General features: G+C 64.3%; 8 protein-coding genes and 3 pseudogenes. 6 read left to right on the top strand and 5 right to left on the bottom strand.

The annotated features are described in order from the left end of the window. Window positions 1-42 precede the first annotated feature (42 nt). The 3 genes from M5I08_RS23840 to M5I08_RS23850 all read right to left on the bottom strand — a co-directional run bounded on the left by M5I08_RS23840 (window position 43) and on the right by M5I08_RS23850 (window position 4,255). Entirely contained in the window at window positions 43-1,371 is a 1,329-nt protein-coding gene (locus M5I08_RS23840; RefSeq protein WP_219068297.1) for a maltokinase N-terminal cap-like domain-containing protein, read from the bottom strand. Then, on the bottom strand, window positions 1,368-3,137 hold the full coding sequence (treS, locus tag M5I08_RS23845) for a maltose alpha-D-glucosyltransferase (RefSeq protein ID WP_219068298.1): 1,770 nt from the start codon (window positions 3,135-3,137) through the stop codon (window positions 1,368-1,370). Before treS ends, M5I08_RS23840 begins: the two co-directional genes overlap by 4 nt. A 92-nt stretch (window positions 3,138-3,229) precedes the next feature. Continuing rightward, the gene (locus M5I08_RS23850) at window positions 3,230-4,255 is read right to left on the bottom strand and encodes a S1C family serine protease (protein ID WP_219068299.1); all 1,026 of its coding nucleotides are present in this window, start codon (window positions 4,253-4,255) and stop codon (window positions 3,230-3,232) included. A 261-nt stretch (window positions 4,256-4,516) separates the two neighbouring features. Here M5I08_RS23850 and M5I08_RS23855 point away from each other — a divergent pair. The 4 genes and pseudogenes from M5I08_RS23855 to M5I08_RS23870 all read left to right on the top strand — a co-directional run. Beyond that, window positions 4,517-5,020, top strand: a pseudogene (locus tag M5I08_RS23855) (SDR family NAD(P)-dependent oxidoreductase); the annotation flags it as partial. Between the two features lie 440 nt (window positions 5,021-5,460). Continuing rightward, window positions 5,461-5,559, top strand: a pseudogene (locus tag M5I08_RS27140) (SDR family oxidoreductase); the annotation flags it as partial. Between the two features lie 36 nt (window positions 5,560-5,595). Then, complete coding sequence (locus tag M5I08_RS23865; RefSeq protein WP_219068301.1) at window positions 5,596-6,003, top strand: TIGR03668 family PPOX class F420-dependent oxidoreductase; 408 nt, start codon at window positions 5,596-5,598, stop codon at window positions 6,001-6,003. Window positions 6,004-6,148: 145 nt separating this feature from the next. Then, window positions 6,149-8,296 (top strand): elongation factor G-like protein EF-G2, encoded by a 2,148-nt coding sequence (locus M5I08_RS23870; protein WP_219068302.1) that lies wholly within the window; start codon window positions 6,149-6,151, stop codon window positions 8,294-8,296. Between the two features lie 2 nt (window positions 8,297-8,298). Here the strand turns inward: M5I08_RS23870 and M5I08_RS23875 are convergent. After that, window positions 8,299-8,931: pseudogene (locus M5I08_RS23875) on the bottom strand (cysteine hydrolase family protein); the annotation flags it as partial. A 232-nt stretch (window positions 8,932-9,163) separates the two neighbouring features. On the opposite strand from M5I08_RS23875, the gene M5I08_RS23880 reads away from it, so the two are divergent. Continuing rightward, on the top strand, window positions 9,164-9,916 hold the full coding sequence (locus tag M5I08_RS23880) for a L,D-transpeptidase (protein WP_219068304.1): 753 nt from the start codon (window positions 9,164-9,166) through the stop codon (window positions 9,914-9,916). A 164-nt stretch (window positions 9,917-10,080) separates the two neighbouring features. On the opposite strand, the gene M5I08_RS23885 is transcribed toward M5I08_RS23880, so the two are convergent. Next, window positions 10,081-10,884 carry a manganese catalase family protein gene (locus tag M5I08_RS23885; RefSeq protein ID WP_219068305.1) on the bottom strand — a complete coding sequence of 268 codons (804 nt, stop codon included), beginning with the start codon at window positions 10,882-10,884 and terminating at the stop codon, window positions 10,081-10,083. Window positions 10,885-11,244: 360 nt separating this feature from the next. On the opposite strand from M5I08_RS23885, the gene ctaD reads away from it, so the two are divergent. After that, the gene (ctaD, locus tag M5I08_RS23890; RefSeq protein ID WP_219068306.1) at window positions 11,245-12,981 is read left to right on the top strand and encodes an aa3-type cytochrome oxidase subunit I; all 1,737 of its coding nucleotides are present in this window, start codon (window positions 11,245-11,247) and stop codon (window positions 12,979-12,981) included. The last annotated feature ends 25 nt before the right edge of the window (window positions 12,982-13,006 follow it).

The following is a 13,006-nucleotide window of genomic DNA, read 5'->3' on the forward strand; positions in this document are numbered from 1 at the left end:
GACGCGTCGGCAGCAGCGTGCCCCCCAGCGCTGCTGCCGACGCTATGAGTTGTTAACCAGCTTGGCGATCGACCGCAGCGGAATCGGCAACCAGGCGGGCCGGTGCCGTGACTCATAACCGGTCTCATAGACCGCCTTGTCCAGTTCATATGCCGCCAACAGCGGCGCCGAATCGCGCGGGTCGACACCGGATGCCGCCGCATAGCCGTCGCAGAACGCAGTGCGGTTGCGCTGCACCCACTCTCGCGCACGCGCGGCGAGTTGCTTGTCGCCTGTCTGGTCGACCAGTGGTCCGTAGGCGGCGTAGTCATAGGAACGCAGCACGCCGGCCACATCACGCAACGGCGAATCCGGCGCGCGGCGCTCCTCCAGTGGCTGGCCGGGCTCACCTTCGAAGTCGATCAACAGCCAGGACTCCGGCGTGCGCAGCACCTGGCCCAGATGCAGGTCGCCGTGCACGCGTTGCATGGTGATCGTCTGCTCCGCCAGCTTGCCGAAGCGCTGCTCGATCGCCTCCGCGTACTGCTCGAGCTCGGACACCGCCGCAGACGCCGACGACAACCGCGCCAGCATGGTATCGACCGGGAAGGGGGCCTGCGACGTGCCAAGGGCTTCGGCGAGCGTGGTGTGTACCGACGCGACGGCTTCGCCGAGCCGATATGACTCGCCGGCGAAGTCGCCGCCGACCTCGTGGGCATACAGATCACCCTCCGCGAACAGATCGCGGACACTGGTGGTGGCCATCGCCCAGCCTTCAGCAGCATTGGCCGCATACTCGGTCGCCATGCCGAGCGGACACAACTCCCCGGTATCGCTGCCCTGCGGGGTCAGCTCGTAGGTGCCCAGCAATCGGGCCACGTGTGGGTTGCCGGCTCGGCCCAGCACCCGGTTCAGCTCGATATCGGGGTTGATGCCGGCGCTGACGCGGCGGAACACCTTGAGGATGGCGTCTCGCTCGAAGATCACACTGGTGTTGCTCTGCTCGGCGTCCGATACTCGAGGCGACGCGTCCAGCGGCAGGGTGGCGTCCGGCTCCTTGGCAAACGTCACGTCTGAGCGGACAGCGGCCGTGTCCATCAGCGACAGCAGGAATTGGGCTGCCGGCGGGTCGTACAGCGCGTCGTAGCCGGTGTGGTCGTTGTCGGCGCCGATCTTGGCGACGGTGGTGTACTCCGACACCAGCGCAGTGTCCCAGGTGACGATCACCTGGTAGCGCTCCGCCGAGCCGTCGGTGTAACCCACGTCGACCAGTACCAGGTCAAGACCATCGCGCAACGCGACGACGTGGCTGGGCTCAGCGGTGGCGAGTTCTCGGCTCCGCCCGGCATACCAGCGCTGCTGGGGAAGCCACTGCGACCACGGCAAGTTCATTGCGACTCCTGCGACTCGGCCAGCTCGAACCAGTAGAACCCGTGTCCTGGCAGCGTGAGTAGATAGGGCAGTTGGCCGATCCGCGGGAACTCGACCTGCCCGGTCAGTTCGACCGGCGTGTACCCGCTCCAGTGTTGAAGGTTCAATTCGATGGGCTGCGGGAAACGCGACAAATTGTTCACGCAAAGCACCACATCGTGGTCGGCTTCGCGCACATAGGCCAGCACTGACGGGTTGGATCCGCCCATTTCCTCGAACGTACCAATCGCGAACGCGTCATGCCTGCGCCGCACCGCCAACATGGTGCGCGTCCAATTGAGCAGCGAGGTCGAGGTGTCGCGTTGGGCCTCGACGTTGACGGTCTGGTAACCATAAACCGGATCCTGGCTGGGCGGCACGTAGAGTCGGCCGGGGTTTGCCGTGGAAAAGCCGGCGTTGCGGTCGGGAGTCCACTGCATCGGGGTGCGCACCCCGTCGCGATCTCCGAGCCAGATCACGTCGCCCATACCGATCTCGTCGCCGTAGTAGATGACCGGCGAACCGGGTAGCGACAACAGCAACGCGGTGAACAACTCGATCTGGTTGCGGTCTTTCTCCAGCAGCGGGGCCAGCCGGCGACGGATGCCGACATTGGCCTTCATCCGCGGATCCTTGGCGTACTCGGCGTACATGTAGTCGCGCTCGTCGTCGGTGACCATTTCCAGGGTCAGCTCGTCGTGATTGCGCAAGAAGACGCCCCACTGCGCCATCTTCGGAATGGGCGGGGTTTGCCCCATGATCTCCGAGATCGGGAAGCGCGATTCGCGGCGCACCGCCATGAAAATCCGCGGCATCAGCGGGAAGTGAAATGCCATGTGGCATTCATCGCCGCCGGTTTCGGGGTCACCGAAATACTCGACGACGTCGCTGGGCCACTGGTTGGCCTCGGCCAGCAGGACACGACCGGGGAATTCGTCGTCGACGACCCTGCGCACCCGCTTGAGAAACGCGTGCGTCTCGGGCAAGTTCTCGCAGTTGGTGCCCTCACGTTCGAACAGGTAGGGCACGGCGTCCAGACGGAACCCGTCGATACCCAGGTCAAGCCAAAACCGCATGACGTCGAGCATCGCCTGTTGAACGGCGGCGTTGTCGTAGTTGAGATCCGGCTGGTGGGAGAAGAACCGGTGCCAGTAGAACTGGCGGCGGACCGGGTCGAACGTCCAGTTCGACTCTTCGGTGTCGATGAAGATGATCCGCGCGTCCGCGTACTTGTCGCTGCTGTCGCTCCACACGTAGTAGTCGCCGTAGGGTCCGTCGGGATCTCGCCGCGACTCCTGGAACCAAGGATGTGAATCCGACGTGTGGTTCATCACCAAGTCAGTGATCACCCGGATGCCGCGTCGGTGCGCCGCGTCGACCAGCTCGACGAAGTCATCGACGGTGCCGAACTCGGGAAGCACCTTGTAGAAGTCGCGGATGTCGTAGCCACCGTCGCGCAGCGGCGAATCGTAAAACGGCGGAAGCCAAATGCAGTCGACACCCAGCCATTGCAGATAGTCGATCCGTTCGGTCAGCCCGCGCAGGTCACCAAAGCCGTCAGCGTTGGAGTCGTAGAACGCCCGGACCAACACTTCGTAGAAAACCGCATGCTTGAACCAGGTCGAATCGGCCGGCAGCTCCCGAGCGTCGGCGAAGTCGTCGGCGCTCGGATGTTCGACTACGCCCGCTTCGATGCGACTTCCCCCGGCAGGATCGTGCTCGACGGTGTCCTCTGTGTCGCTCGTCAAGGTCACAATCCTACACTTACCCGAGGCGTCGTATCGCAAACCATTTGCAGGCCAAACGAATTCAGCGCAGCTCAGGGAGCTGCGGGCGCAGGTCAGCCCGGCGGACCGGTGGCCAACGTCACGTTGGTGGTGCGATTCTGCAACCCGACGGTGATGTTCTCGCCGGGGTGGTGCTGATCGAGAATGTTCGTCAGCGCGGTAGCCGAGTTGACCGGTTGACCGTTGATCGAGGTGATCACATCGCCTGGGGCCAGCCCGGCGCCGGCGGCAGGACCGGTCGGAATCACCTGCTTGACCACAGCGCCCGCACCACCGGGCGCGTCGTTGACACCGACACCGAGGAACGCGGTCGGACCGATGTGCACCGTCGGCGACCCGCCGCCCTGAATCTGCCCGGCGATGGCCATTGCCTCGTTGATCGGGATCGCGAAACCTTGGCCGCGGCCCAGGTGGTAGTTGTCGGATGCGGCGGTGTTCATGCCGATCACCTGGTTGGCAGCGTTGACGGTAGGCCCACCGGAGTCTCCGGGCCGTATCGCGGCGTCGACCTGGATCAATCTGTCGAGTGTCTCGGCGCTGCCGGTCAGGGAGTCGGACGCCGACACCGTCTGGTTCAACGCGAGGACCCGCCCGTCCACTGCACTGGGCGCTCCGCCGGCACCACCGGCATTGCCCAGGGAGACGATCGGTTCGCCGACGGTGACCGTGTCGGAGTTACCGATATTGGCCGGCTGCAGTCCGCCGCCGCCGAGCTGCAACACCGCAATGTCATGGCTGCGGTCGAAGCCGATCACCGTGGCCGGGAAAGTCTGACCGTTGCCGATCGACCGCACGGTCAGTGACGTGGCGCCGGCGATCACGTGGTTGTTGGTCAGCACCGTGCTGGGGCCGATCACGATGCCGGTCCCGGAGCCCACGGCACTCTGGTATCCGAGCTGGGCGTCGATATCGACGATGGTCGGGCCGACCTGCCCAACGGCCGCCAGCGCGTCCCGCGGCGCAGGCGGGGTCACTGGCGACGCTTGGGCGGGCGCCGTGGCGAGAGCCAGCCCTGCCACCGCCATCGGACTGAGCAACCACAAGGACCGCCGCGGTCTCCGGCGGTGCGATTCGCTCATCGGTGCTACCTCCTGCATAGGTTCCAGCCCAGCCCGGTCAAGCTCGGATTGTCGCAGCGTCGGGTTACCTACGCGCGATTTTGTTCACTACACCGTAACCGGGGTTTGCTCGTCGAGCATCCCCGCTCCAAAAGTTGCTGGACGAGGGGCCGCTTCGAGATGAATGATGATCGGCCCGCTGTCTTGTCCACCGCCACGCTGGCAACCGGTAGCTTCATAGTTTCTGGCTTGCCGACCACCGACAGAAAAGGCGCCTTGTACATGAGCGTGCTCGATTCATTCCGGCTCGACGACAAAGTCGCGGTCGTGACCGGTGCGTCGTCGGGGCTCGGCGTAGCGTTCGCCCAGGCGTTCGTCGAAGCCGGCGCCGACGTCGTATTGGGTGCACGCCGCGTCGACAGATTGGCGAAGACTGCGGCGCTCGTCGAAGGTGCCGGTCGCAAGTCGCCGCCGGTGCCCACCGACGTCAGCGTGCCCGAGCAGTGTCAGGCTCTGATCGACTCAGCGATGCCGACCTTCGGCCGAGTCGACATCCTGATCAACAACGCCGGGGTAGGGTCGGCCTACCCGGCCACCCGGGAGACCCCGGAGCAGTTCCGCTCGGTGATCGACGTCAACTTGGGCGGCGCTTACTGGATGGCACAAGCCAGCGGGCGGGTCATGCAACCGGGAAGTTCGATCATCAACATCGCCAGCGTGCTGGGTGTCACCACCGCCGGTCTGCCACAGGCCGCCTACAGCGCCAGCAAGGCCGCGATCATCGGGCGCGGCGTGGCCCGCGCTCTGCACCCGGATGCAGACCTTGGCGTCCTTCTTCGAAATGTCCAGGCCCGCGCACCTCGCATGTATCACTTCCATCCCACTGCACCTGCCCTCGTCATATGAAAGTTGTTGTCGGCGTGCGCATCACGGGGAGGCGACAAAAACAGAAGTTTCCTACACGTTACACGTGCTCGAAGCAACAATCCACGGTTCCCGCGAGGAGCGGACAACCGCTCTGCCTCCACCGCCATGTTGACTCACAGGCTCAGCAGCACCACAAAGCGACCGGGGTCGACCGCGATACGCACCACCACGTCCTGCGCGACCCGACCCCCCGTCAACGCGAGATCAGGGAAACGTTTTCAACCTCCACGGAGGACGGCGAAGCCGCCCTGGGGCTGTTGACTCGAGATTTGGCCCAGCAGTGGGGCTCGCGAAAGGCGCGCGAGCTCGCCGCCACCGCCGTGTGGTTGGCATCAGCGGCCGGTGGCCACGTAACCGGGCAGACGATCGTCGTCGACGGCGGTCTGACGATCACCTGATTTTTTTGTGGCCAGTTGCCCCTTAGGCTCAGCGTTGTGGTCGACTTCGACCCCAAAGCCAGCTTCGCGCGTGCGCCGGTAGCCCGCCTGGGCACCGTCGCGCCCAACGGCATGCCGCACCTTGTGCCCGTGGCGTTTGCCCTTCGCGACGAGGTCGTCTACACCGCGGTGGACGCCAAGCCCAAGACCACTCGACGGCTGCGGCGGCTGGCGAATATCGAACGTCACCCACAGGTGAGCCTGCTGGTCGATCACTACGCCGACGACTGGACGCAGTTGTGGTGGGCCCGGGTCGACGGCATCGCCGCGATACACCACGACGGTAACGTCCGCGGTGCAGCGCTTGATCTGTTGCGCGCGAAATACCCCCAGTATCAATCCGTTCCGCTGGACGGCCCGGTGATTGCGGTCGCAGTCCAGCGTTGGAGCAGCTGGCACGCCTGAGCACCGCCGCAGCCTGGAAAACCCTTCGTTACTCCCCTGTTCACTCTTGTGCTACACGGGTGCGAAGGGGAAAGGTGACTAGCAGAGTCGCTGCCCCGCTCGCGGGGGTCAGCAAACCGATGCGGGCTCAAAGGAGAGACACGTCATGGCAGACAAGTCGAATGCTTCTCAAGGCGCCGGGGCCGCCCCCGCTGTGGACGATCCGGCCGCGGTGCGCAACGTGGTACTGGTCGGTCCGTCCGGCGGCGGAAAAACCACGCTGATCGAGGCCCTTTTGGTCGCCGCGGGCGTACTGTCGCGACCCGGCTCGATCGCCGACGGCACCACTGTGTGCGACCACGAGGAGACCGAGATCCGCCAACAGCGGTCGGTCAGCCTGGCCTTGGCGTCGCTGCTGCACGACGGCGTCAAGGTCAACCTGGTCGACACACCGGGCTACGCCGATTTCGTCGGCGAACTGCGGGCCGGGCTGCGCGCCGCGGACTGCGCCCTGTTCGTGATCGCGGCCACCGAAGACGTCGACGAACCGACCAAGTCACTCTGGCAGGAGTGCAGCCAGGTCGGCGTGCCGCGGGCAGTGGTGATCACCAAACTCCATCACGCCAGAGCCAATTATCATAACGCGCTGTCAACAGCCCAAAATGCGTTCGGCGACAAGGTTTTACCGCTCTATCTGCCTGCCGGCGACGGGCTGATCGGGCTGCTGTCGCAGACGCACTACCAATACCAGGGCGGCAACCGGAGCATGCATTCGCCTGATCCGTCGTACGCCGATCAGATCGAAGGTGCACGCGGCACGTTGATCGAGGGAATCATCGAGGAGTCCGAAGACGAGTCGCTGATGGAGCGTTACCTGGGCGGCGAAAAAATCGACGAGTCGGTGTTGATCGGCGATCTGGAGAAAGCCATTGCCCGCGGCTCGTTTTTCCCGGTGATTCCGGTCTGTAGCAGCACCGGCGTCGGCACGCTGGAACTGCTGGAGGTCGCCACCCGCGGGTTCCCGTCCCCAGCAGAACATCCGCTGCCCGAGGTCTTTACGCCGCAGGGCGCGGTGTTCACCAAGGTCACTTGCGGCTCCGATTCGCCGCTGCTGGCCGAGGTGGTGAAGACGACCTCAGATCCCTACGTCGGCAGGCTGAGCCTGGTCCGGGTTTTCTCCGGCACCATCCGGCCCGACACGACGGTTCATGTGTCGGGCCATCTCTCGTCATTTTTTGGGTCCAGTAACGGCACCGGCAACAGCCACCTCGCCCACGACGAGGACGAACGCATCGGTGCGCTGTCCTTCCCGCTGGGCAAGCAGCAGCGGCCCGCGTCGATGGTGCTGCCCGGCGACATGTGCGCGGTCGGCCGGCTGAGCCGGGCGGAAACCGGAGACACCCTGTCGGGCAAGGACACACCGCTGGTACTCAAACCGTGGACCATACCGGAATCGCTGCTGCCCGTGGCCATTCAGGCACGCGCCAAGACCGACGAGGACAAGCTGTCAGTCGGGTTGGGCCGGTTGGCCGCCGAGGATCCGACACTGCGCATCGAGCAGAATCCGGAGACACACCAGATTGTGCTGTGGTGCATGGGCGAGGCGCATGCCGGAGTAGTGCTCGACGCGCTGGAGAACCGTTACGGGGTCGCCGTGGACACCGTCGAGCTTCGGGTGCCGATGCGGGAAACCTTCGCGGGCAAGGCGAAAGGCCATGGCCGACACGTCAAGCAGTCCGGCGGGCACGGCCAGTACGCGGTCTGCGACATCGAGGTGGAACCGCTACCGGAAGGGTCGGGTTTCGAGTTCCACGACAAGGTGGTCGGCGGCGCGGTTCCCCGGCAGTTCGTCTCGAGCGTGGAAAAGGGAGTACGCGCTCAGATGGAAAAGGGCGTGCATGCCGGCTACCCCGTGGTCGACATCCGCGTCACGCTGCTCGACGGCAAGGCGCACAGCGTCGACTCGTCGGATTTCGCGTTCCAAATGGCCGGTTCGCTGGCGTTGAAAGAGGCCGCGGCGGCGACCAAGATAGCCCTGCTCGAGCCGATCGACGAGATCTCGGTGCTGATACCCGACGATCTGGTCGGCGCGGTGATGGGCGACCTGTCCGGGCGCCGCGGCCGGGTGCTGGGCACCGAGACCGCCGGCAACGACCGCACGCTGGTGAGAGCCGAAGTGCCGCAGGTCGAGCTGACTCGTTACGCCATCGACTTGCGTTCGCTGTCGCACGGCGCGGCATCGTTCACCCGGTCCTTTGCCCGGTACGAACCGATGCCGGAATCGGCTGCGGCCCGGGTGAAGTCGACGGCCTGATACAGCCACGCAAGTGTCTCGGACAGGTTTCTGACGTCGACGCCAATCCCCCGGCATTCCTTGATGCCTCGGTCGTCGAGCCCGGACAACGCATCCGATACCACCACGATCCGGAAGTCGCGCTCGGATGCCTCGTAGATAGACGTGCGGGGGCAGTTCGGGAAGTTGCAGCCGACGAAAACTACTGTGTCGCAGTTGGAATCGCGAAGATGCTGCTCGAGCTTGGTTTGGTAGAAGGCACCCCACCGCGGCTTGTACATCACATGCTCGCGCGGGCCGATCTGCTGGAATTCACCGCCTAGTAGCGATTTATGGTCCAGTTCAACAGGATTAGGCAATAATTCAGGTGCGATCTGCGAGCCCGCACTGCCCGGGACGGCGAAGCGGGCTCCACGCTCGATCGCCCGCTTTCGCACCAAGTCGGCGTTCGACCCGTCCGGACGGTAGAGCCGGACGACGTGCACGATCGGCCTTGCGCGATCTCGAAATTCGGTTGCCAACGAAGCCATGGCCGGGATCGCCGCCTTCGTGCCGTCGATGGGCAGTGGAGCGTCGTCGGCGTAGAAGTCGCGTTGGACATCGATCAGCACAAGCGCCGCGGAGCCGGGCCGCGGGCGCGTGTAGGGATCGGTCACGGCATTGGGTCTAACACACCGATCAGCGCTTGCCAAGTCGGGCACAGCGCGAAGAGTTTCAGCTCCGGTCCTGAGTTGTTTTGCCTTGCCGACCAGCTCAGCTGACAGTCGTTTGCTCGGCCAATCGCGACTCGCCCGCTTAAGGATCCGTTTGCTGAGCGCCGAATAGGGTACATATGAAGTTGCAGAATGTAAGCGCTTCGGGCTTGCACGATCTCGAAGGGTGGACACCGTGCGTAGAGCGATTCGAAGCATGTGGCTCGCGGGAACGGTTGCCGTGCTGGCCATGGCGGGATCGGGCACGCCGAGCACGGCAGCGGTCGCGCCCCCCTACCCAGCCGGTGTTGCCTCGATCCAGCCGGCGAACGGCGCGGTGGTCGGCGTGGGTCATCCGGTGATCGTGACGTTCGCCGGGCCGGTGCGTGACCGGGGAGCCGCCGAACGGGCGATCAAGATCGCGGCGCCAAATCACGTCACCGGCCAGTTCAAGTGGGTCGAGGGCAATCTCGTGCAATGGATTCCGGACGGCTACTGGCCCGCCCACAGCCACATCGGTGTCACGGTGCACGCCTTGTCGACCGGCTTCGACACCGGCGACGAGGTGCTGGGCGTTGCCAGCATTTCCCAGCACACCTTTACCGTCAGCGTCAACGGCGAAGTATTGCGCACGATGCCGGCGTCGATGGGTAAGCCTTCCCGCCCGACGCCGATCGGCAACTACACCGCGCTGTCCAAGGAGCGAACTGTCCGCATGGATTCGCGGACGATCGGGATCCCGCTGAGCTCGCCGGAGGGATACGACATCGTCGCCTCGTACGCGGTTCGCGTCACCTGGAGCGGTGTCTACGTGCATTCGGCGCCCTGGTCGGTGGATTCGCAGGGGTATTCGAACGTCAGCCACGGCTGCATCAACCTCAGCCCGGACAACGCCGAGTGGTACTTCAACACCGTGCACATCGGCGACCCGATCGACGTGGTGGCGTAACGGACATCGCCACAACCGGCCACAACCGATGTCAGCCGATGTCAGCGACCAAGCACGCAACTCGGACGATGTCGCGACACCGGGTCGATGCAGGGGGTCGATGCAGGGGTTGGCGCCCTGGCACCCCGCCGCGAATAGCCATCCGCCGCGCCGCATGGCGCAGGTCACAGAACTTCTTGTCGTGCAGCTTGTTCGGCGGGTTTGTCATCGAGGGTGAATCCCCAGGTGGTGTGAGACTCTGCCAAGCCGAAGCCTTGAGTTGCTCCTGCGCCATTTTCGCCTCCACCGCCGAAATCCCCGGAATCGGCGAAATAGGCGTGGCCCAGCTTCTCGTTGCCGGGCAACGTGCCGGGCGGAAAGCTCGATTCGATAGCGGCCAACGCAGCTTCGAACATTTTCTGGTGGGCGATCTCGCGGGTCATCAGAAAAGTCAGGGTGTCTTTTGCGCCGGCGTCGTCGGTCAGTTTGATCAGCCGCTCGTAGACGATCTTGGCGCGGGCTTCAGCGGCGATGTCGGAGCGTAGGTCGCTAGCCGGCTCCCCGAGGGTGTCGATATAGGCGGCGGTGAACGGGGTGCCTTGCGAGTCGGTCAGCCGAGCGCCGCCGCCGCCCAAGATGTTGGCTCCGCTGTTCAACGCGATATCGGCCGCGGTCGGCATGTCGCCGTCCAATAGCTCACCGAGATAGCTCCCTTCGACCTGGTCCACCAACTCGGACGGTGAGCCCTTGAGCAGCAGGCTCAGGGTCTGAGCGACCATCTCCAGGTGGGAAAGTTCTTCGGTGGCGATGTCGAGCAACATGCTGCGCCGCGCTCCGTCGGGCTCATTCCAGCCCTGCAGGAAGTACCGCATCGCCGCGGCGAGTTCCCCGTTGGGCCCGCCGAATTGCTCGAGGAGCAGCTTCGCGAATGCAGGGTCAGGCTCGTCGACGCGAACGGTGTACATCAGCTTTTTGTTGTGAAGAAACATCTAGACCATCCTTGAGAAAGTTGCGACTTACTGGGCTTGATCCCGACAGGGCTACCCCCTGCCGGGAGTTCTAATCCCGGTAGGCACCGGCTATGCAAGCCGAACGGTCACGGTCGTTCCGGTTCTGCCCGCGTCAGCCTCCACGCTGCTTCGCCAAGGTGCCGACAGCTCTCCTGCGTTGGCTCACGCTCAGGAAAGTAGGCGGCCGTTGGGCCGTTTGTTCTCGTTCCTGACTGGGTACCGTCAATTGATCTGCCCGCCGCGGTCCGACCGCTGCGCGGCAGGACCGGCGTCACTTTGGCCTGCACTGCCGGCGGACTGGGGTGACAATCCGTTTTCCCGACCACCGACGGAGGTGCTATGACGGCAATCGAAGAAGTCATCGAGGCCCGTCGACCGTACCCGGCCCGGTTGGGCCCCAAGGGCACGCTGGTCTACAAGCTGGTCACGACCACCGACCACAAGACGATCGGCATCATGTATGTGGTCACCTGCATGAGCCTCTTTTTTGTGGGCGGGCTGATGGCGCTGTTGATGCGCGCCGAGCTGGCTTTGCCGGGGCTGCAGTTTTTGTCCAATGAGCAGTACAACCAGTTGTTCACCATGCACGGCACCATCATGTTGCTGTTGTATGCGACGCCGATCGTGTTCGGGTTCGCCAACTTGGTGCTGCCGCTGCAGATCGGCGCCCCGGATGTGGCGTTCCCACGGTTGAACGCTTTTTCTTACTGGTTGTTTTTGTTCGGCGCGCTGATCGTCCTCGCGGGTTTCATCACCCCGGGCGGGGCCGCTGATTTCGGTTGGACGGCGTACACGCCGTTGAGTGACGCCATCCGCAATCCCGGTGCGGGCAGCGATTTATGGATCATGGGTTTGATCGTGGCCGGGCTGGGCACCATTTTGGGCGCGGTCAACATGATCACCACGGTGGTGTGCCTGCGGGCCCCGGGGATGACGATGTTTCGGATGCCGGTTTTCACCTGGGATGTCCTGGTGACCTCGATTCTGGTGCTGTTGGCGTTTCCGATTCTGACCGCGGCGCTGTTCGGGCTGGCCTTCGATCGGCATCTGGGCGGCCACATTTATGACCCGGCCAACGGCGGAGTGCTGTTGTGGCAGCACCTGTTCTGGTTCTTCGGCCACCCCGAGGTCTACATCGTGGCGTTGCCGTTCTTCGGCGTCGTCACCGAGATCTTCCCGGTGTTTAGCCGCAAACCGGTGTTCGGCTACACGACCCTGGTGTATGCCACCCTGGCTATTGCGGGGCTGTCGATGACGGTGTGGGCGCACCACATGTTCGCCACCGGGGCGGTGCTGCTGCCGTTCTTCGCTGTCACCTCCTATCTGATTGCGGTGCCGACCGGGATGAAGTTCTTCAACTGGATCGGCACCATGTGGAAGGGCCAGCTGACCTTCGAAACGCCGATGCTGTTCTCGATCGGCTTTCTGGTCACCTTCCTGCTCGGTGGGTTGACCGGGGTGCTGCTGGCCAGCCCGCCGCTGGACTTCCATGTCACCGACTCCTATTTCGTGGTCGCGCACTTTCACTACACGCTGTTCGGCACCATCGTGTTCTCCACCTTCGCCGGCATCTATTTCTGGTTTCCGAAGATGACCGGACGGCTGCTGGATGAGCGGCTGGGCAAACTGCACTTCTGGCTGACGTTCATCGGGTTCAACACCACGTTTTTGGTGCAGCACTGGCTGGGCAACAAGGGGATGCCGCGCCGCTACGCCGACTACCTGCCCACCGACGGCTTCACCACGTTGAACGTCGTCTCCACGACCGGCGCGTTCATCCTCGGGGTGTCGATGATTCCGTTCATCTGGAACGTCTTCAAGAGCTGGCGCTACGGCGAGCCGGTCACCGTCGACGACCCGTGGGGCTACGGCAACTCGCTGGAGTGGGCCACCAGCTGCCCGCCGCCGCGGCACAACTTCACCGAACTGCCCCGGATCCGCTCGGAGCGCCCCGCGTTCGAACTGCACTACCCCCACATGGCGCCGCGCTTGCGCGCCGAAGCGCATATCGGTCGCCATTACGGCGACCCCGGCGCCGGTGACGTCACCAACAACACCGCACATGTGCGCACCTGATGCCGTGGCTCGCCGGGTCGGTGGG

This window comes from Candidatus Mycobacterium methanotrophicum (genome assembly GCF_023515995.1).
Taxonomy (GTDB): domain Bacteria; phylum Actinomycetota; class Actinomycetes; order Mycobacteriales; family Mycobacteriaceae; genus Mycobacterium; species Mycobacterium methanotrophicum.